Genomic DNA, 20,403 nt, shown 5'->3' with positions numbered 1-20,403 from the left:
ATGTTAACCAATAGCAAACATCTGTTGTGCGGTAACACCTAACCGGAGGCCCGTTGAAGTCAAGCGACCTGATGGGCGATCGCGCACTGTTTCCAAAGGGTTGAGAGCGCCTGAACAAGGTGTTCGATATCTGCGTCCGAATGTAGCGGGCCTGGCGTGAAGCGCAGACGCTCGGTTCCCTTGGGCACCGTTGGATAGTTGATCGGCTGCACGTAGATTCCATATTCCTGCATCAGGATGTCCGCGAGCATGCGGCATTTGACCGGATCCTTGATCATCACCGGGATGATGTGGCTCGGATTGTCGAGATGCGGGATACCCATGTCATCGAGACGCAGACGCAGTTTGGCAACCTGGATCTGCTGGTTGCGCCGTTCAGTGTCGCTTGTCTTGAGGTGCTGGATCGATGTCCGTGCTGCCGCTGCGACTGCCGGGGGCAATGCGGTGGTAAAAATGAACCCGGACGAAAAGGACCGGATGAAATCACACATCGACTCGGACCCGGTGATGTAGCCGCCCATGACACCGAATGCCTTGCCCAGCGTTCCCTCGATCAGGGTGATCCGGTCGGCCAGACCTTCACGCTCGGAAACGCCACCTCCGCGCGGGCCGTACATGCCGACCGCATGCACTTCGTCAAGATAGGTCATCGCGCCGTGCTTTTCGGCCACTTCGACGATCTCTTTCATCGGGCAGATGTCGCCATCCATCGAATAGACAGATTCGAAGGCCACGATCTTGGTCGCGTTCGACGGCAACGCCGCCAGCTTGCGATCCAGGTCTTCGGGATCGTTGTGCTTCCAGATGACCTTGTTGCAGCGCGCGTGGCGGATGCCTTCGATCATCGACGCATGATTGAGCTCGTCCGACAGGATCACCGCATCGGGCAGGCGCGACCCGAGGGTCGACAACGCAGCCCAGTTCGACACGTAGCCCGAAGTGAAGAGCAGCGCTGCTTCCTTGCCATGCAGATCGGCAAGTTCGGTCTCCAGCAACTTGTGCTGATGGTTCGTCCCGCTGATGTTGCGCGTACCACCGGCACCGCAGCCGTTTTCGGCCACTGCATCCTGCATGGACTTGATAACCTTGGGATGCTGACCCATGCCGAGATAGTCATTCGAACACCACACGGTCACTTCGTCCGGGCAGTTGTCATCATGTGACTTCGCCTTGGGAAACGCGCCGCATTTGCGCTCCAGTTCTGCGAATATGCGGTAATTCCCCTCTTTTTTAAGGGCATTGAGCTGGGCATTGAACAGGCTGTCAAAGTCCATGGGCGTCCTCCGTTCGTATCGTCTTGTCTTGTTGTTTTGGTTTGGACGCCGGGATCATCCAGCGCCAGAGCTTCTCGTCGGGCAGCGGCAGAACCATGAACCAGTGCTCGAGCAGCGCGAGCGCGGTCATGGCCGCCAACAGGGCAAAGCCGATCGTGTCCCCAAGGGACTCGGCGAAATAAAGCCGTTCAAGCCAGCAGGCGACGGCAAAGGTCAGCGCGCTGACAGAAATCGGGAACAGCCAGTTCATCTTGGCATAGCGAAAATGGCTGGGAAGATGCGCAAGCGGCAGCGGCAGGAATTCGGTGTTGATCTTGGGCACACCGAGGAACAGGTTCAGCTTGGCCGAGACCCGCGCAAAAAACAGCACTGCAAACGTCCAGAACCCGAAGGTGTTGACCGCATCCTGGGTGAACAGCCAAAGCCCGATCAGCGTCGTCGCCAGAAGCATCTCGTGATAGGCGATGGTGCCCCAGGCACGAATGAACCGCTCCCACTCGGGAATATCCGGCTTGCATTCATGCACATTCGGCCCCGTGATCGTGCCGGTCAGAAAGGCCATCTCGATCCAGGCCCAAAGCGCAAGCGCAGCAAGAAATGCCTGATACGCCGCAACGGTGCTGTCCAGATGCGCCGTGCGCCAGATTCCGTAAGCCCCGAGAAAGAACACCGGCAACGCGATCCAGGTCAGTGCCTGTCCAAATCGCGCGCCATGCCGGTCCGAGTATTTGACCACCATCAGGATTGCACCGGTGGAAAACCACCAGACAAAAAGTGCCACGAGGGCTGCAATCCATGGATCAGTCAACACGCGGTCTTTTCCTTCTTCTTTTTCCAAATATGCCGGGGGTGTGGGGGGCTGGCCCCCACGCGGTCGCCGCCGACAGGCGGCGAAACCGCTTTAATATGCGGGCACGAGTCGTGTGATTTTCGGAACCTTGTGCTTGTTCGCAGGGATCGCATAGAGCGACACAAAGCACGATGCCGCCTTCGCCGATCCGAGCCATTCCTTGATCTTGCCGCCCAGACCACCTTGCTTCTTGCCATAGGCAATCTGCACATTGGCGCGCTGCAAACGTTCCAGCGTCGGCTGCCAACGAGGATGTTCGATATCCAGCGTGATCGGGAAGATCTGCTTGGTCAGCTCGGATGTCTTGGTGAAGACCTCATGCGCGTACCAATCCGGATCGACGCCAAGGGCCTTGTGGAACGCGGGGCGCTGGTGATCGCGGACATACATCGTGGCATAGACGGCGGTCAGGAAGAACTTGATCCACAGCACGTTCCTGCCGGAGGTCAGCTTGGGGTCGGTCTTCATCAGAAGCGCGAAGGCTTCGCCATGGCTGAACTCGTCGTTGCACCATTCTTCGAACCACTTGAAGATCGGGTGGAACCGATGCTCGGGATGCTCCTGAAGGTGACGGAAGATCGTGATGTAACGGGCGTAGCCGATCTTTTCCGACAGGTAGGTGGCGTAATAAATGAACTTGGGCCGGAAATAAGTGTATTTCTTCGATTGCGTCAGAAAACCGAGGTTCACCCGCAGGCCCGCTTCGCGCAGCGCGTCGTTGATGAACCCGGCATGCCGGGCCTCGTCGCGCGCCATCAACTGAAACAGCTGGGTGATGTCCTTGTTGTTGCCGCGCCGCTTCATTTCCTTGTAAAGCACGCAGCCCGAGAACTCGGCGGTACAGCTCGAGATCAGGAAATCAATGAACTCCTTCTTGAGCTGCGGCTCCATGTTCTCCCAATCGACATGGTCCCAGTCTTCGTTCTTCTTGAAGTGGCCCTTGTTCGGGTCCGCTTCCATCTGGGCGATCAACTCGTCCCATTCGGCGCGGATTCCATCGACATTGATCGCATCCAGCTCGTCGAAATCCGTGGTGTAGAAACGCGGCGTGAGCAGCGTGTTCGCCATCGCGGTTTCAGTCGCGAACTTGTCGTCGTACTTCGCCTGCTCTTCCTGGATCGCAAGGCTTTCCTCGACCGTGGTGGCGTCGGCGGTGTGCGTCGCACCAGAGGTGCGCGAATTTTGGGGCACTTGCATGTTCATAGCGTCACCTCTTCCGAGAACGAGAATTCACAAAGCTCCATCACTTCGAAATCGCCCGTAAGGCGCGTCCAAAGCTGTTCGAGCTTGGAGGCGCGGACGATGATCGCTTCACGATCCTCCGACACGACCTCACCGAAGGCCGCCATGATTTCCGGCCCCTGAACCTTTACCTCGTCGCCGGGATAAATCACCGCGCCGTTGTTGAAACGCACATGTGCGTGCAGGCTTTCGAAACAGTGACTGATTTCCACTGTGCACGGTGCCCGTTCGATTTCCTTTGTCAAAAGACCCATTGTCCGATTCCCTCTCGGTTATTTCAGCAGCCTGGCGAAGGCGGCCGAGTTGTCGGCGCCGAACCCCATGAGGTCGGCCCCCCATCCCGTGCTGGGATCAAAGATCTCAATACGGTTGTTTTCACGTGCCCGAACGATCACCGGACCGTTCAGGTCGACACGTGCCTTGGTGCGTTCCCGTTGCAGGACCCGCCAGATGCCAGAGAGGAACCCACCCTCTTCCGGCGTATATTCCGCGATCAGCGTGCCATCCTCGGCAAACACCGTTGCGGCGCCGCTCATCGCTCCTTCGAGAAACAGCGTTTTCTCGATCACGATGGGAGAGTCGGGCGGTGTGTACCGCACCGGCCCATCCATCCAGCGATACACACTTACCATGATCAGACAAGTCATGACCAAAGCAAACATCGCTCGCACCAGGAAGCGTGGAACAAGCTCGTGTTCGTTCGCGTGGATGCGAGCCTTGTCGGCAGTTGGAGTTTGCATCTTGAGCTCTCCTTACTCTGCGGCAACGGCAGTGGGTGCCGCGCCTGTGGTACGTTCAACCCGTGGGGTCGAGACACGGGCCTGCGCCGCCTCGGAAATCATCGCGGCGATCTTTTCGGCCTCATGGATACAGCGCAGTGCCGGTTGTGTCGGCGAAACGCGCCACGGGCGGACATGTGGCCAGCAGACCAGGTAGCTGATCTGCGTGTTCCCCAGCAGATCGAACGCGATGGTCCCGGTGCCCGACTTGCGCAGGTCCAGATTGGCCGCGCCGATCTGCGTGTAAGGCAGGTTGAGCGTCACGGTCAGCGCCGCGCCGATTCGCATGGCAACGCGGCGATTTGTGACGGTGTAGACGGTATAGAAGGCCTGCGCCCAGGCAATGCCGATCAGCAAGGCGCAAACGATGGCACCGAGGAACAGGAAGGGCACGGAGGCCCATATCGCCTGCCCCAAAGGCATCAGATCGACCACAGCCACGAACCGCCAGCCCGCAAGGAAGACGAAATATCCTGCGACCCAAAGAAGGTTCAGGGATTCCTTGGAAAGGGCCCACCAATCCGGCTTGCCCTGCCAGAGGATCACCTCTCCCTCGGGAGGTTTCTCTGGCAGACCTTTCACCGGCTCTATCTGGAAGTCGTCGTGCGTCATGGTGGGTTCCCTTTCCTAAAGCCGTGGCTGCGGCTGTTGGCACTTGGTTTCGATCAGAGCTGTGGGTCCAGACGGGCCTGACTCGCATAGAGCGTGCCGCCACCATAGTAGGCGCTGACCTTGTCTTCCTCGAGCTTTGTGATTTGCTGCGGTGATGCGATTTGCGGCACACCGGCGAAGTGTTCTCCAAAGATCGACCGGATCTTCACCCGATTGCCCCAGATGCGGGTGAACGTGATCGGCACAAGCCGCGATCCGCCGCCATATTCGGCATCGAGTTCCAGCTCGAGGTACCGCACAAGCTGTTCAGGCTCGTCGATCCACATGTCGGTGACCTTGCCAACGATTGCTCCGTCGCCCGCAACAACCGGCAAACCGCGCGGATCACGCCCGGCGGAGACGCGGAAATGCTCGCTGCCAGACATCGGGATGATTTTCGGATGGCCATGACCGTCAAGCTCCGGCTCATCGCGGCGCGGTGCCCAGCTGCCCGGTCCAACGCCATCTGCCATCGGATCACCCACCGGATCGAAGGGGAAGCCGCCGCTTTCGAACGCCTTGGTCAGCTTGCCGTCGATATCGCTGCGCTCGGGGGTCTGGCCCGACGGAACGGTGTATTCACCGCGGCCGTGCGGCAGCAGGAATGTCTTGTCAGCAGGGTTCGGAAAGACGCTGCCCGCATCGGCCTGGCTGCCGTCTTCGTCCAGCAGCGGATAGCCTTCACGCTGGTTTTCGCGCTGAATCCAGATCACGAGTCCGACAAAGAAAATGAAAAACAACCAGAGCGAGATGCTCGCGAGGTCGAGGTTTCCAAGGATATAGTCTTCGGTCATCTTTAGTACTCCTTGATGGGCCTTGGTCAGGTTGGGAAATCGGCAAGGCCCAGCCCTGTCGGTTTCTGGTTGATGGTGAAGGTGTTTCTGTTCTGGCTCACAAGACGGCCAAGGATGATGAGCGTCGCGAACAGAAGCCCGATTTCGATATGGTAAACGACGGAATAACCGGTCGTCGGCGTGGCAAGCGCCTCTCCCCAGCTTCCGGACATGGCAAACATGTTGACCCCGTCCCGAGTGGCGCCGCCGATCAGAGTGGACAGCCCGGCTGCAGTGGCCTGCGCAGCACCCCAGGCACCCAGCGCAAGCCCGCGTCCGGCCAGACCTTCGACAGGCAGGGTCATTGCAGCGGTCAGCGTCGAGATCGCGAAATATCCACTGCCGAACCCGATCAGCCCTGCACCGAGAAAGAAGAGGAAGGCCGAATTCATCGGCGCGGCAAAGATCACGATGCTGAACGCTGCAACGCCGGCCAGCAGACCCACGGAGGCCATCCGATACGTGTTGCCCCCCTTGGCGAGCACTCGCGCGGCCAATGCGAACCCAATCAGCGCGCCCAGCGCCCATGTCGCCGTCAGCAAGGTGGTGGAGGACACACTCAACCCAAGGATTTCACCGCCATACGGCTCCAGCAGAACGTCCTGCATGTTGAACGCCATTGTCCCGACGAACACCACGGCCAGCAGGCGCCCTGCGGTTCCGCCAGATGTCAGATCCGTCCACGCATCCTTGAACGAAGGTTGCGGCGCCTCGCGGTCCTCTTTCGACATCGGGCGCACGCGCTCTTGTTTCCAAAGCGCGATCACGTTCAACACCAGCGTGACGACCGCACATCCCTGAACGACGCTGATCAGCAACAGACCCGAGAAATCCCGCAGCAGCCAACCGATCACGATGGCAGAAACACCCATGCCCACAAGGTACATCACGTAGAGCAGCGCCACGACACGCGGCCGCGTTTCGTCCGTCGCCCGGTCCGCAGCAAGGGCAAGACCAGCGGTCTGCGTCATGTGCATGCCAAAGCCGGTCATGATGAAGGCCAGCGCTGCAAGGACTTCACCCGCAAAAGGCACGTCATGGGTGACATCGCCGCCAAGCACCAACAGGCAGGCCGGCATCACGGCAAGCCCGCCGAACTGCCAGAGCGTGCCGAACCAGAGGTAGGGAATGCGCTTCCAGCCGATGGCCGAGCGGTGATTGTCAGACTTGAACCCCAAGAGCGCCCGGAACGGAGCAATCAGGACAGGAAGCGCGACCATCACCGCCACAAGCGTGGCCGCAACCGACAGCTCAACGATCATGACACGGTTCAGCGTACCCAGAAGCATGACACCCGCCATGCCGACAGAAATCTGGAACAAGGCAAGCCGCAACAGCTGACCCAAGGGCAGATCATCAGAGGCCGCGTCCGAAAACGGCAGCATCCTCATGCCCAAGGATTTCACCTGAGAGCGGCTTACGATCATGGCCGGAACTCCAAAGCCTGGCTGATGTAGAATCCGGAATTCACACGACCCAGATCGCTGATCTGGCCAATGTCAGAGACTGTTTTTCCCAGCCGACGCGGCTCGTGCGGGATCATGACAGGCGACCTGTCAGACCGAGGAAAAGCCTTGCCCGCGTACCACATCGTCATGAGCAGCGGCGTGCGCGGTGCAACGGTGAACGCAATCGACCCGCGCGTCCGCTCTCCGAGCTTGGCCAGTGCGCCGCGAATATCGGTCTCGGTGTAATAGATCAGGCTGTCCATCGCGATCACATGGTCGAACCCACCGTGATCCGCCGACAGCATGTCGCCGCTCGCAAACCTGACCTTGTGCTTCAGATGCTCGGGCAGACGGTCCTGTGCGATCTTGACCAGCGTCGGCGAGATATCGACCGCAACCACGTCGGCACCCCGCAGCGCGAGTTCCTGCGTCATCTGCCCGGCGCCACAGCCCGCATCCAGAACACGCAGGCCTGTCAGGTCGGCCGGCAGGGACGACAGCAACTTGACGCGCATCTGGTCCCGGCCCTTGCGAACGGTTTCGCGAATACGGCTGACCGGCGCGTCAGACGTCAGACGCTCCCAGACCTTTGTGGCCGTACGGTCGAAATAATGCTCGACCCGATCGCGTGTGGCGTCGTAGCTCATCAATCGAACCCCAGAAGTTCAAAAATGTCCCGGTCCTCGAGCGGTTGAGGCGCCATCGACTCGGTGCTGTTGAACAGCGTCTCGGCAAGGCGGATGTATTCCTTGCGGGCCATGACGATGTCTTCCTCGTCCGGCATTTCGAACAGCGTCTTCTTCTTGAGCCGCGACCGGCGAATGGCGTCGTAATCGGGCATGTGCGCGATGCGCTTGAAGCCGATTTCATTGCAGTAGCGATCCACCTCGTCCGTGTCCTTGGAGCGGTTCGCAACGCAGCCCGCAAGCCGCACCTTGTAGTTGGCCGACTTGGCCTGCACGGCGGCAATGATCCGGTTCATCGCGTAGATGCTGTCGAAATCGTTTGCCGTCACGATCACGGCGCGGTCTGCATGCTGCAGCGGCGCGGCAAAGCCACCGCACACAACGTCTCCCAGCACGTCGAACAGAACGACGTCGGTGTCTTCCAGCAGGTGATGCTGCTTGAGCAGTTTCACGGTCTGGCCAACGACATAACCACCACAGCCGGTCCCGGCGGGCGGGCCGCCGGCCTCGATGCATTTCACACCGTTGAACCCATCGGCCATGAAATCCTCGGGGCGCAGTTCCTCGGCATGGAAATCGACCTCCTTGAGGATGTCGATGACGGTGGGCTGCAACTTGCCGGTCAGGGTAAAGGTGCTGTCATGCTTGGGGTCGCATCCGATCTGAAGCACGCGCTTTCCCAGCATCGAAAAGGCGGCAGACAGGTTCGACGAGGTGGTCGATTTGCCGATTCCGCCCTTGCCATAGACTGCGAACACCTTGGCGCCCTCGATCTTCATCGAGTTGTCCTGATGCACCTGCACCGATCCTTCGCCGTCCTGACCTCTCAGAACGGGCGGCGTGGACAGACCGCGCGCTTCCAGACCTGCGGCTTCGCGAAGTGCGGCGCGGGCAGCGGGCGGGCTTTTTGCGTCAAGTGGGCTCATGTGGGCCTCCGGTTATGCGTGTTGGCGCTCATTCTGCGGCGATCCCCTCAAGGCGATCTTCCAGAGCGTCGGCAGCGTCTTGCAACGCGGCCAGAGTTTCGGCGTCGGGATGCCAGTAGTTGCGGTCGTGCGCTTCGAGCAGGCGGTTCGCCATGCGGCTGGATGCGGTCGGGTTCAGGTCGGCGAGGCGTGCGCGCATGTCGGCGTCCAGAACAAAGGTCTCGCTCAGGCGCTGATAGACCCAAGGCTCGACCTTGCCGGTGGTGGCGGACCACCCCATCGTGTTGGTGACCTGAGCCTCGATCTGGCGGACACCTTCGGCCCCGTGCTTGAGCATGCCTTCGAACCATTTCGGGTTCAGGCTGCGCGCGCGGGTTTCCAGCGCGACCTGATCCTGAAGCGTCCGGATCTTGCCATTGCCACGGGTGGTGTCGGAAATGTAGATTGCCGCTTCCTGACCGCCCCGCGCCCGCTTTACTGCGCGGGAGATGCCGCCAAGCGTGTCGAAGTAGTGATCGACCGTGGTCACACCCAACTCGACGGATTCGAGGTTCTGATACGCCACATCGACGGTCTTGAGCGTCTCTTGCAAAAGCGCATGATTTGACACGGCCTTGCCGTTCACCCCGTAGGCGAACGATTTGCGCGCCTCGTAGGCGTCGGCCAGCTCATCTTCGTCACCAAACGCCGAGCTGTCGACCAGCGCGTTGACGTTCGACCCATAGGCACCTTCGGCATTCGAGAAGACGCGCAGCGCGGCGGTTTCCAGATCGACACCGTTTTCCTGCGCATAGACCCAAGCATGGGCGCGGATGAAGTTCATCTCAAGTGGTTCATCCGCCTCTGCCGCCTTCTTCGCCGCTTCGGCCAACATGCGGGTCTGCAAAGGCAGAAGATCGCGGAAAATGCCCGACAGCGTCATCACAACGTCAATGCGGGGACGACCCAGTTCTTCCAGCGGGATCAGGTCTGCACCGGACAACCGGCCAAAGCTGTCAAAGCGCGGTTTCGCACCGATCAGGGCCAGGGCCTGCGCCAAGGGCGCACCATCGGATTTGATGTTGTCCGACCCCCAAAGCACGAGCGCAACCGTGCGCGGCAGGGTCTTGTGCGTTGCCAGCAACAGTTCCGCCTGCTTCGCGCCATCACGGCAGGCGAATTCGGTGGGCATGCGGAACGGATCGAAGGCATGGATGTTGCGGCCCGTGGGCAGCACATCGGCGGACCGGATCAGATCGCCACCGGGCACCGGCGGTGTGAACCGACCGCCCAGCGCCCGCAGCAGCCCCGAGAGTTCGGTTTCCTGTTGCAGCAGATGATCGACCTTGGCCTTCGTCTCGGAATCCGCTGTCTCGATCAGCCTCAGGTATTCGGCGCGGGCATCGTCGCTGAAGATCTTGCCCACGATATGAAGCCCGTCCGGGATCAGCGCGTCTTCGGTTTCCAGCAGCTTGAGCCAGAGCGCACCGGGCGCAATGCCGTGCATGTCGACCGCTTCGGCCTGTTCGGCGATCAGTGTTTCCAATTCAAGCCGTTCGTGGTCGCTCGGGCCGATTGACCGCCAGCGAGTCAGGCTGTCCTTGAGTTCCTGCAAACCCTTGTAAAGACCCGATTGCGCCAGTGGCGGTGTCAGATGTGTCACTGTTACGGCGCCAGACCGACGTTTTGCCAAAGCGGCCTCGGACGGGTTGTTGGACGCATAGAGATAGACGTTGGGCATTTCACCGATCAGGCGATCCGGCCAGTCGCGCGCGCCAAGACCCGCCTGCTTGCCCGGCATGAATTCCAACGCGCCGTGCATGCCGAAATGCAGGACAACATCCGCTTTGAACGTGTTGCGCATCCACAGGTAGAAGGTTGCAAAGGCATGGGTGGGCGCAAAGCCCTTTTCGAACAGCAGGCGCATCGGATCGCCTTCGTAGCCGAAGGTGGGCTGCACGCCGACAAAGACCTTGCCGAATTGCGCGCCCAGAACGAACACACCGCGCCCATCAGACTGGATCTTGCCCGGCGCAGGTCCCCACACCGCTTCGATGGCTTTCAGGGGCGGCGTATTGCGGACGATGTCGTCGGCGCTCACATGGGCGGCGACATTGGCTTCTTGTCCGTATTGCTTGGAATTGCCTTCCAGAACCATGGCGCGCAGGGCGGCCACCGTTTCAGGGGGCTCGAGATCATAGCCATCGGCCTTCATCGCGTGCAGCGTGTTGAAGAGCGACTCGAACACGTTGAGATAGGCGGCGGTCCCGACAGCACCGGCATTGGGCGGAAACCCGAAAAGGACGATGCCGACATTCTTGTCCGCGTTCTGCTTGCGCCGCAGGGTCGCCTGCCGCAGCGTCTTTTCCGCAAGGCTCTCGATGCGTTCACGGCAGGGTGCCATCGCCTTGCTCTGGGCGTCGCACGGGCAAAGGTGATGGCAGCCGTTGCAACCGTCAGGGCCATGACGCCCGCCGAACACCGTCGGGCAGGTCGCGCCATCCAGTTCAGGCAGAGCGATCAGCATGGTGGTCTCGATCGGGCCAAGACCCTGATCGCCATTCGCCCACTGACCCAGCGTCTGGAATTCCAGCGGATGCGCGGCGATGTAAGGCACGTTGAGCTCTGTCAGAACACTGACGGCTGCAATGCTGTCATTATAGGCCGGACCGCCGACCAGGCTGAACCCGGTCAGAGACACCATTGCATCAATCGTCGTCTGCCCATCCTTGCGGAAGAACGACGCGATGGCCGGACGGCCATCAAGCCCACCTGCGAACGCCGGAACAACGGCCAGACCCTTGGCCTCGAAGGCGCGGATCACGGCGTCGTAATGCGCGGTATCGTTGGCCAGCACGTAGGAGCGCATCATCAACAGCCCGATGGTCGCCTTGACCTCGGCAGGACGCGGCAGATCGGCCATGTCGGTTGTGATCCGATTAGGCAGATCGGGGTGATACAGAGCCACATCCGGGTATTCGATCGGTGCTTCGGCCACAGCGCCAAGCCATTCTTCACGACCCTTGGCGTACTTGCCCAGCAGGTAGCGCACCATTGCTTCGATGTTGTCGTCAGAGCCGCCCAGCCAATACTGCATGACAAGGAACCAGGACCGCAGATCCTGCGCCTTGCCGGGGATCAGCTTGAGCATCTTGGGCAGGCGGCGCAGCTGCTGCATGCGCTTTTCGCCCTTCTCGACCTCGGAATCGCTTGACTTGGGCTTGAGCGACTTGAGAATCTTCATCAGGCCGGATGCAGGCTTGCTCATGTCGAGCTTGCCCAGCTTGGTTAGCTTGATGATCTGCGCATCCGCGATCACGCCAACGATCCCGTCGACACGGTCACGCGCGGCATGCAGATCGTCGATGATCGGCGAGATATGTTCTTCGAGGAACAGAAGGTTCGCCATGATCATGTCGGCATTGGCAATCGCGGCCTTAGCCTCGGCCAGCGCTTCGGGCGTTTCCGCCCATTCGGCGGCGGCGTGGACCGTGACGGTCAGACCGGGGAAATCCTGCGCCAGTTTCAGCGATGCCCGCGCCACGGGGCCAGCCGAATGACTGTCCAGCGTAATGATGGCGATGTTATACGCCCGGGTTTCGTTGAAACTATCGCGCATAATGGGCCTTCGCCTCGTAAAGGGTGTCGACGCTGATCTCGGCCACGCCGCGTTCGCTCGCGTAGGTTTCGGTATTGCGCTTGGCCTTGCCGCGCACGAAGAACGGGATTTTCTTGAGTTCCTTTTCGGCGGCGGGCAGCCAGACAATCTCGACCGGGCCGGTATTGGCCTGCATCGGTTGAGGTGTAACAGTCTCTGTTTCAGCGCTGTCAGCAGCACCGACCTCGCGCAGCTTGGCCTTGTGGCCGTGATGGCTGGCCCCGGCATCGTCGTGGAATTCGAAATCCTCGCGGAACATTGTCAGCAGATGTTCTTCCAGCCCCATGACCAGCGGGTGCACCCAGGTGTCGAAGATCACGTTCGCGCCTTCGATTCCCATTTGCGGGCTGTAGCGGGCCGGGAAGTCCTGTACATGCACTGGCGCGGAAATCACGGCGCAGGGGATGCCCAGGCGCTTGCCGATATGCCGCTCCATCTGGGTGCCGAGGATCATCTCGGGGGCCAACTCCTCGATCCGGCGTTCAACCTCGAGGTAATCGTCGGTGATCAGAGGCTCGACACCGAAATTCTTGGCGACACCGCGCAGCATCCGGGCCTGTTCGCGGTTGTAGCAACCCATGCCCACCACCTCGAAACCCATCTCGTCGCGGGCGACGCGGGCGCAGGCGGCGACATGCGTGCCGTCGCCGAACAGGAACACGCGCTTGCCGGTCAGGTAGGTGCTGTCGACGCTGGCCGAATACCACGGCAGACGCAGGCGGCTGTCGTCCAGAACAGGCTCTACACCGGCCAGTTTCGCCACTTCGGCCACGAAATCGCGGGTCGCGCCGACGCCGATGGGAACCACCTTGGTGTAGGGCTGGCCAAATTCGCGCTCCATGTAACGGGCGGCGGTTTCGGCCGTTTCGGGATACATCAACACGTTGAAATGCGCCTGTCCCAGCTTGGCGATGTCCGAGGGCGACGCGGGCATCGGGGCCGTGACATTCACTTCGATCCCCATGTCCATCAGCAGACCGGTCACTTCGACGATGTCGTCGCGGTGCCGGAAGCCAAGGCCGGTGGGGCCGATCAGGTTGGCGGTGACGCGCGCGGTTTTTTCCATCGGCCGGGCCAGGTGGCGGACGATCTGGAAGAACGTCTCGTCCGCGCCGAAATTTTCCTTGCGCTGGTAGCTGGGCAGTTCCAGCGGGATCGCCGGGATCGGCAGGCCAAGCGTTTCCGCAAGACCACCGGGATCGTCCTGGATCAGTTCGGCGGTGCAGGACGCGCCGACGATCATCGCTTCGGGCTTGAACCGCTCATAAGCGGCCATCGCGGCGTCCTTGAACAGGTATGCGGTGTCTGCGCCCAGATCACGCGCCTGAAACGTGGTGTAGGTGACCGGCGGGCGATGGTTGCGCCGTTCGATCATTGTAAAAAGGAGGTCCGCATACGTGTCGCCTTGGGGAGCATGCAACACGTAATGCAGACCAGTCATCCCCGTTGCGACGCGCATCGCGCCGACATGCGGGGGTCCCTCGTATGTCCAGACCGTAAGCTTCATTCCGCCGCCTCCAGCTTGAGGAGGTTGCGGCGGCGCACCGGCCGCGAGAAGAGGCCCGCCAGATCACCGGCCTGTTCGTAGAAATGCACCGGCGTGAAGACCAGTTCGATGGCCCATTTCGTCGTCAGGCCCTCGGCTTCGAGAGGATTGGCAAGGCCAAGACCGCAGACCGTCAGATCGGGACGTGCGGCGCGGCAGCGGTCAAGCTGCTTGTCCACGTCCTGCCCTTCGGCAATGACTGGACCTTCGCAGAGCAGGTCGAGGTCAGGCGCCATGACTGTCTTGTGGATGAACGGGGCACCAACCTCGACGGCGTCCATGCCGCATTCGCGGGTCAGGAACCGGGCAAGCGGAATTTCCAACTGGCTGTCCGGGAAGAAGAAGACCGATTTGCCGCGCAGGGCCTCGGACGCCTGAGCGACAGCCTTGCGGGCGCGGGCGCGGGGCGCGTCGGTGACCTCGGCAAACTTGGCATCTGACACACCGAACTGATCGGCAATCGCCCGCAGCCAGTGGGTTGTCCCCTCTTCGCCAAAGGGGAAAGGTGCTGCGATGTGATTTGCACCGCGACGCTGCAGCGCTTCGTGTGTGTCGGTCAGGAACGGCTGGGTCAGTGCGTAAAGCGTGTTGGGACCAATGCCGTATTCATTGTTGACGCGCGAGGCGGGCAGGACACGGATCGGGCCGATGCCCATTGCTTCCAACAGGCCAACGGCCTGCTCTTCGACAACGTCCGGCAATGCACCGACCAGCAGCAGTTCGCGCGCATCGGTTTGCGGCAGAACCGGCACCATTGCGGCCAGACACGCGTCTTCGCCTTGTGTGAATGTCGTCTCGATCCCCGACCCCGAATAGCTCAGCACACGCACGTTCGGCGCGAATTGCGCGCTCATGCGTTCGGCTGCCTTGGCGAGATCGAGCTTGATGACCTCGGACGGGCAAGAACCGACGAGGAACAGCTGCTTGATGTCGGGACGACGCTCCAACAGCTCCGACACGACACGGTCCAGCTCTTGCTGCGCGTCGGCCATTCCGGCTAGATCAGTCTCTTCCAGGATGGCCGTCGCAAAGCGTGGTTCGGCAAAGATCATCACGCCAGCGGCGGATTGCAGAAGGTGCGCACAGGTGCGCGAACCAACAACAAGGAAGAACGCATCCTGCATCTTGCGGTGCAGCCAGATGATGCCCGTCAGACCGCAGAACACCTCGTGCTGGCCCCGTTGCTTCAGAACCGGGGTGTTGGAACAGCCGCGCGAGGGTGGGGGTGTGAACTGCTCGGTCATGCCGTCGCCTCCTCGGTGATCGAGACACTGCTTGCCTGCAAACGGGCCACGCGCAGTTTCCAGAGGAACTGACCAGCATTGACGACGTAAGCGGCATAGGCAGCAAGGGCGAGCCACATCTCTTCGACCGGGCCAAGCGCGCCGGTGAACAGCGCCCAGACATAGGCGAGGTGCAGCGCGATCACGAGAAAGGAGAACACGTCTTCCCAGAAGAACGCGGGCGCAAAGAGGTACTGACCGAAGACAACCTTTTCCCAGATCGCGCCAGTGACCATGATGGTCAGCAGGAAGACCGTCTTGATAAGGATGGAAATCGTCGCGGCATCATACCCGGAGCCAGTCAGAAGATACCGGATCACAAGCGCCAAAGAAACAAGGAAAACAAGGAATTGGATTGGCGCGAGCACGCCCTGAATGGTGGTCCAGATGCTGGTGTCACGACGTGTGCGCTGTTCCTCTGTGTAGAGGAATACTGGCTTTCCAGTGGCGCGTTGCAGTCCTGGCATAATCTACGATTCCGTTCTTGTTCTCTAAAAAGTATCTACTGCCGGGGCCAAGTGTCAACTAAAACTTACACTCATGGACTGCGACTTTTCTCAGCCACGAATCTCGGAGATGATTCTCCAAAATTCGTGATAAGTCATGTTTTTTAGGGATTTTTTTCGTCGGTATGGCCTTGAAAGCAAAGCCGAACGGGTTTTAGTGTCAATTATCTTTGACATTCTGGGCCAAGAATCAGAGACTACTGCTGTCTGATATGTCTGACATGTGTCATGGGCTATCGGCTACGAGGGTTTGACAATGGTAAGCGACCATACCGAAGATCGCATCTCCCATGAGGACGGTCGGCTCGACATCTCTGCCTTGGCATCGACCGTACTGTCCGTTCTGAGCGACAAGGGCGAAGAGGGCGCACAGACGATCCGAAGCAGTGTCGTTCAGAAACTCGTGGAAGTCTCCCTCCAGACCGAGGCCTTCAACGGCGAAAGTCTCCTGGAAGACCTCAAGGACCGCAGGATCAGCGCAGACCAGATCGTCGACATCTATATCCCGCAAGCCGCGCGGGAACTGGGTCGGATGTGGTGCGAGGATATCATCGGTTTCGCCAAGGTGACGATTGCCACCGCGCGTCTGCAGGGGCTTTTGACCATGCTCGCGCCGCCCTGGGCCGCCAAGCCTTCCGAGATGGCGAACGGTGCCAACATCTTGTTGCTGCTTCAGGGCAATGACAGCCACACGCTTGGGCCGCATGTCGCCACCGCCCAGATGCGGCGGGCCGGTGCCTCGGTTCGCATTCTGTTCGGGGCCCGCGACGACACGATCATCACGGCCCTGTCCGAAGAAAGCTATGACTTGGTCCTGTTCTCAGGGTCACGTACCGACGCGCTTGCATCGATCGCAAAGTTGGTTAAACGCATTCGAACTGGTGTCCTGGCACCCCCACCCCTTGTTCTGGGAGGAATTGTTCTCAACCTCGCGGACGGAGTCAAAGAGAAGACGGATGTCGATCTGGTGACAAACGATGTGAAGGTTGCGCTGAAGCTGTGCGAAAAGAACAAGTCCAGAAACAGGTCTTTGACGCGCTAATGAACACAAGTGGGTCCAGTTTCTGGAGTAGCGGCTCCGTTCCACTTATCGACGCCGAAGTTCTGTCGAGCATCATCCGCGTTGCGTCCGATATCGCGCTTGTTGTGTCGCGGAACGGCAAGATACTGTCCGTCCTGATCAATCCGAACGAAACATCCTTTGGCAAGCTGAACCATTGGGAGGGCCGTCCTCTCGTGGATTTCCTGACACGCGAAAGCCGTCCCAAGATCGAAGCGGTCATGGACCGGATGGCGAAGGGCGAAATACCCTCCCGGTCCGTCGAGCTGAACCATACCGACAACGCGGTCTGGGAGTTTCCGGTCAGATACAGCTTTCACCCCTTCGGGTCTGACGGATCCTTCCTGATGCTGGGGCGCGATCTGCGGCCCATTGCCGAAACGCAGCAACAGCTTGTTCAGGCCCAGATGTCACTGGAGCAGGGCTACGAGGCCCGACGCGAATTTGACGCCCGCTATCGCCTTTTGCTCAGAACCGTTCGGGACAACATCGTTTTCGTGTCGGTCAGCGATGGCAAGATCAAGGACCTGAACGACCCGGCGGCAGCGCTTCTGCAATCCAGCCGCGACGACCTGATCGGAAGCACCTTTGCGCAGGAATTCCGAGACAAGCGTCCCGAGGAATTCACCGAAGCTCTGATCAACGCGTCGATCTCGGAAAGCAATGCCAGCATCGAGGTTCAGTCCCGGCGCGGGCGTCAGCGCGTCATGATCGCGCCGCAGGTGTTCCGTGCTGGAGGCGAGCGTATCCTGATCTGCCGTCTGACCACCGCCGATGAAACCACGGCGCGCTTCGACAACCTCAGCAACAATCTTGCCTCGGTTTTTGAAAAGGGGTCCGACGCTTTTGTCTTCACGACGGCAAATGGCACGATAGAAGCCTGCAATGATGCCTTTCTCGACCTCGTCGATGCTGCGCATGCGGGCGATGTGCGGGGTCGCAGCTTTGCCGATTTTCTTGGCCGTGGCCAGATTGACATGAGCGTGCTTCTCGAAAACGCGCGCCGTACCGGCCAGATGCGGATGTATTCCACCAAGCTTCTCAATGAATTCGGTGCCAAAACGCCGGTCGAGATGTCGGTGACCTTTTTTGAGGATCGCGGCGAACCGACGATGGGCTTTGTCATTCGGGACATCAGCCGCGTCGATGTCATGCGCAAGGCCCCGATGCAGACCAGCGAGGAATCCAGCCGCAACGTGATGGAGCTGGTTGGCTCTGCCACGCTCAAGGAAATCGTGTCCGAAACCACCGACGTGGTCGAAAAGATGTGTATCGAAACGGCTGTGAGCCTCACCCGGAACAATCGGGTCGCCGCCGCCGAGATGCTGGGCCTGTCTCGTCAGAGCCTCTATGTGAAGCTGCGCAAATACGGTCTGCTCAGCAAGGATGGAGACGGCGATTAACGCGCCGATAGCATCGGAACGTCCCACTCAAAACCTGATTTGACAGCTCTGTTTCGCTTGATGTGAATCGAATTGTCGTATTTAGTTGACACATGACTGTCAGCGTAAGTTTACACCGCGATCGCTACCCTGCCCCTTCGGCCATGCTGGAGCTGATCAAACCCGTCACATGGTTCCCGCCGATGTGGGCCTATGCCTGTGGCGCTGTCGCCTCGGGTGTGGCGATTGGCGAACATCTGGGGCTGTTGATCGTGGGCGTGATCCTCGCCGGTCCGGTTGTCTGCGGCATGAGTCAGGCCGCAAACGATTGGTGCGACCGGCATGTGGATGCGATCAACGAACCCAACCGTCCGATCCCCTCTGGACGCATTCCCGGACGATGGGGACTCTGGATCGCGCTTGCAATGTCGGTCTTTTCGCTTGCGCTCGGCGCCATGTTGGGAACCTGGGGCTTTATCGCCACGGTCGTCGGCGTCATCGCTGCTTGGGCCTATTCGGTCGAACCGATCAGATTGAAGCGATCCGGTTGGTTCGGACCTGGATTGGTCGGGTTGTCCTATGAATCGCTGCCATGGTTCACCGGCGCGGCTGTTCTCAGCCAGACGCTTCCCTCCGGCCCGATTATCCTGATCGCGCTTCTCTACGGGATCGGCGCGCATGGGATCATGACCTTGAATGATTTCAAGGCGCTCGAAGGAGACGCCCAGATGGGCGTGAACTCCCTTCCGGTGACGCTCGGTCCCGAGAAGGCCGCCAAGGTTGCCTGTGTCGTGATGCTCGTGCCACAGGTCTTCGTCATTCTTGCCCTGGCATCCTGGGAACAATCCACCCATGCCGCCATCGTTCTGGCGCTGCTCCTGGGTCAACTTTGGGCAATGTCCGTCATGCTCAAGGACCCCAAGGCCAAAGCGCCATGGTACAACGCGACGGGCGTTTTGATGTATGTGTCCGGCATGATGGTGTCGGCCTTTGCACTGCGCGCGGTCGAGGTGTTCTGATGGGCCTGAGCTGGTTCTCGATCGTCCGCCTCGGACTGGTGCAGATGGCGCTTGGCGCGATCATCGTCCTGATCACATCGACGCTCAATCGCCTGATGGTCGTTGAACTTGCGCTGCCCGCCGTTCTGCCGGGCCTGCTGGTCGCGCTGCACTACGGCATTCAAATCACGCGCCCGAACTGGGGGTTCCTGTCGGACAAGGGTGGCAACCGCACGCGGTGGATTCTGCGCGGAATGGCGATCCTTGCTGCGGGTGGCGTTCTTGCTGCCTTGGGCGTCGTCGAGATGGCAACGAGCTATGCGATTGGGCTGATCATGTCGATTGCCGCCTATGCGCTGATCGGACTTGGCGCTGGCGCGGCGGGGACATCTGTGCTCGCGCTGCTTGCAACCGCAACCGCACCCCACCGTCGGGCGGCTGCCGCAACGATCACATGGCTCATGATGATCTTCGGCATCGCGATGACCGCCGGTGTTGTCGGGCAATTGCTTGATCCATACTCACCTGCTGTCCTGATCGAAGTGGTGTCTTGCGTTGTCCTGACCGCCTTGGCGATCACGGTGCTTGCCACGTGGCACATCGAACGCGGTGTCGAGGTCGCATCCGAACCCGATCCCATCCCCTTCCGAGAAGGGCTGGCCGAAATCTGGGCCGAACCCAAGGCGCGGATGTTCACGATCTTCGTGTTCCTGTCGATGACCGCCTATTTCATGCAGGAACTGATCCTGGAGCCCTATGCCGGCCTCGTCTTCGGCTTCACACCGGGGGAAAGCACAACGCTCTCCGGCATTCAGAATGGTGGGGTCTTTCTGGGCATGCTCACCGTCGGCATCGCCGCCACCGCGCTGCGTTTTGGCTGCCTGCGCAACTGGGTCATTGGCGGCTGTCTTGGATCGGCAGCAAGCCTGTGCGTGATCGCCATTCTGGGTGGCTATGCCCTGCCCCAGACCTTGCTGCCCGCCGTGTTCGCCCTCGGGTTCTTCAACGGCACCTTCGCAGTTGCGGCCATCGGGTCGATGATGGCGCTTGCCGGCGAAGGTCGGGAGAAGCGCGAAGGCACCCGCATGGGTCTCTGGGGGGCGGCGCAGGCAATTGCCGCCGGGTTCGGTGGCCTGACTGGTGCCGCTGCTGCCGACATCATGCGAACGGTGACCACCGACGCACCGGCCTTCGGGGCCGTCTTTGTATTCGAAGCCGGGTTGTTCCTGTGCGCCGCCTTTATGGCCCTGCGCATCATGGAGAGCCGCCCCGCACAAGCCGAACTGATCGCAGGAGAGTGAC

At 60.3% G+C, this 20,403-nt stretch carries 18 protein-coding genes; 4 read left to right on the top strand and 14 right to left on the bottom strand.

Going from position 1 to position 20,403, the window contains the following annotated elements:
* Nucleotides 1–59 precede the first annotated feature (59 nt).
* The 14 genes from hemA to bchF form a co-directional block, all read right to left on the bottom strand.
* Nucleotides 60–1,274, bottom strand: a complete 1,215-nt coding sequence (gene hemA, locus IEV82_RS03580) for a 5-aminolevulinate synthase (RefSeq protein ID WP_188480566.1) — start codon at nucleotides 1,272–1,274, stop codon at nucleotides 60–62.
* The gene (gene puhE, locus IEV82_RS03575; protein ID WP_188480803.1) at nucleotides 1,264–2,082 is read right to left on the bottom strand and encodes a putative photosynthetic complex assembly protein PuhE; all 819 of its coding nucleotides are present in this window, start codon (nucleotides 2,080–2,082) and stop codon (nucleotides 1,264–1,266) included. Before puhE ends, hemA begins: the two co-directional genes overlap by 11 nt.
* Before the next feature lie 93 nt (nucleotides 2,083–2,175).
* Entirely contained in the window at nucleotides 2,176–3,327 is a 1,152-nt protein-coding gene (gene acsF / locus IEV82_RS03570) for a magnesium-protoporphyrin IX monomethyl ester (oxidative) cyclase (RefSeq protein WP_188480565.1), read from the bottom strand.
* The gene (locus IEV82_RS03565; protein WP_188480564.1) at nucleotides 3,324–3,620 is read right to left on the bottom strand and encodes an O2-dependent cyclase accessory protein; all 297 of its coding nucleotides are present in this window, start codon (nucleotides 3,618–3,620) and stop codon (nucleotides 3,324–3,326) included. The genes acsF and IEV82_RS03565 overlap by 4 nt, the downstream gene beginning before the upstream one ends.
* Before the next feature lie 18 nt (nucleotides 3,621–3,638).
* Complete coding sequence (gene puhC / locus IEV82_RS03560) at nucleotides 3,639–4,106, bottom strand: photosynthetic complex assembly protein PuhC (protein ID WP_188480563.1); 468 nt, start codon at nucleotides 4,104–4,106, stop codon at nucleotides 3,639–3,641.
* A 12-nt stretch (nucleotides 4,107–4,118) separates the two neighbouring features.
* On the bottom strand, nucleotides 4,119–4,757 hold the full coding sequence (gene puhB, locus IEV82_RS03555; RefSeq protein ID WP_188480562.1) for a photosynthetic complex putative assembly protein PuhB: 639 nt from the start codon (nucleotides 4,755–4,757) through the stop codon (nucleotides 4,119–4,121).
* A gap of 53 nt (nucleotides 4,758–4,810) precedes the next feature.
* A complete protein-coding gene (gene puhA, locus IEV82_RS03550) occupies nucleotides 4,811–5,590 on the bottom strand; it encodes a photosynthetic reaction center subunit H (protein ID WP_188480561.1) in 780 nt (259 codons plus the stop codon).
* Between the two features lie 26 nt (nucleotides 5,591–5,616).
* On the bottom strand, nucleotides 5,617–7,056 hold the full coding sequence (locus IEV82_RS03545; RefSeq protein WP_188480560.1) for a PucC family protein: 1,440 nt from the start codon (nucleotides 7,054–7,056) through the stop codon (nucleotides 5,617–5,619).
* The gene (gene bchM / locus IEV82_RS03540) at nucleotides 7,053–7,724 is read right to left on the bottom strand and encodes a magnesium protoporphyrin IX methyltransferase (protein ID WP_188480559.1); all 672 of its coding nucleotides are present in this window, start codon (nucleotides 7,722–7,724) and stop codon (nucleotides 7,053–7,055) included. The genes IEV82_RS03545 and bchM overlap by 4 nt, the downstream gene beginning before the upstream one ends.
* A complete protein-coding gene (gene bchL, locus IEV82_RS03535) occupies nucleotides 7,724–8,542 on the bottom strand; it encodes a ferredoxin:protochlorophyllide reductase (ATP-dependent) iron-sulfur ATP-binding protein (RefSeq protein WP_229747669.1) in 819 nt (272 codons plus the stop codon). The genes bchM and bchL overlap by 1 nt, the downstream gene beginning before the upstream one ends.
* A 175-nt stretch (nucleotides 8,543–8,717) precedes the next feature.
* Nucleotides 8,718–12,287 carry a magnesium chelatase subunit H gene (locus IEV82_RS03530; protein WP_188480557.1) on the bottom strand — a complete coding sequence of 1,190 codons (3,570 nt, stop codon included), beginning with the start codon at nucleotides 12,285–12,287 and terminating at the stop codon, nucleotides 8,718–8,720.
* The gene (bchB, locus tag IEV82_RS03525; RefSeq protein ID WP_188480556.1) at nucleotides 12,277–13,833 is read right to left on the bottom strand and encodes a ferredoxin:protochlorophyllide reductase (ATP-dependent) subunit B; all 1,557 of its coding nucleotides are present in this window, start codon (nucleotides 13,831–13,833) and stop codon (nucleotides 12,277–12,279) included. The genes IEV82_RS03530 and bchB overlap by 11 nt, the downstream gene beginning before the upstream one ends.
* Complete coding sequence (locus tag IEV82_RS03520) at nucleotides 13,830–15,116, bottom strand: ferredoxin:protochlorophyllide reductase (ATP-dependent) subunit N (RefSeq protein ID WP_188480555.1); 1,287 nt, start codon at nucleotides 15,114–15,116, stop codon at nucleotides 13,830–13,832. Before IEV82_RS03520 ends, bchB begins: the two co-directional genes overlap by 4 nt.
* Nucleotides 15,113–15,622 carry a 2-vinyl bacteriochlorophyllide hydratase gene (gene bchF / locus IEV82_RS03515; protein ID WP_188480554.1) on the bottom strand — a complete coding sequence of 170 codons (510 nt, stop codon included), beginning with the start codon at nucleotides 15,620–15,622 and terminating at the stop codon, nucleotides 15,113–15,115. Before bchF ends, IEV82_RS03520 begins: the two co-directional genes overlap by 4 nt.
* Nucleotides 15,623–15,917: 295 nt before the next feature.
* Here bchF and IEV82_RS03510 point away from each other — a divergent pair, with 295 nt between their 5' ends.
* The 4 genes from IEV82_RS03510 (at nucleotide 15,918) to IEV82_RS03495 (ending at nucleotide 20,402) form a co-directional block, all read left to right on the top strand.
* Nucleotides 15,918–16,703 (top strand): cobalamin B12-binding domain-containing protein, encoded by a 786-nt coding sequence (locus tag IEV82_RS03510; protein ID WP_188480553.1) that lies wholly within the window; start codon nucleotides 15,918–15,920, stop codon nucleotides 16,701–16,703.
* Nucleotides 16,703–18,124, top strand: coding sequence for a transcriptional regulator PpsR (ppsR, locus tag IEV82_RS03505; protein WP_188480552.1), 1,422 nt, complete (start codon nucleotides 16,703–16,705; stop codon nucleotides 18,122–18,124). Before IEV82_RS03510 ends, ppsR begins: the two co-directional genes overlap by 1 nt.
* Nucleotides 18,125–18,216: 92 nt before the next feature.
* The gene (gene chlG / locus IEV82_RS03500) at nucleotides 18,217–19,122 is read left to right on the top strand and encodes a chlorophyll synthase ChlG (RefSeq protein WP_188480551.1); all 906 of its coding nucleotides are present in this window, start codon (nucleotides 18,217–18,219) and stop codon (nucleotides 19,120–19,122) included.
* The gene (locus IEV82_RS03495) at nucleotides 19,122–20,402 is read left to right on the top strand and encodes a BCD family MFS transporter (protein WP_188480550.1); all 1,281 of its coding nucleotides are present in this window, start codon (nucleotides 19,122–19,124) and stop codon (nucleotides 20,400–20,402) included. The genes chlG and IEV82_RS03495 overlap by 1 nt, the downstream gene beginning before the upstream one ends.
* Nucleotide 20,403 lies beyond the last annotated feature (1 nt).

This window comes from Marivita lacus, assembly GCF_014637725.1.
Lineage (GTDB): Bacteria > Pseudomonadota > Alphaproteobacteria > Rhodobacterales > Rhodobacteraceae > Marivita > Marivita lacus.
This window is presented reverse-complemented; position numbering and strand designations above follow the sequence as displayed.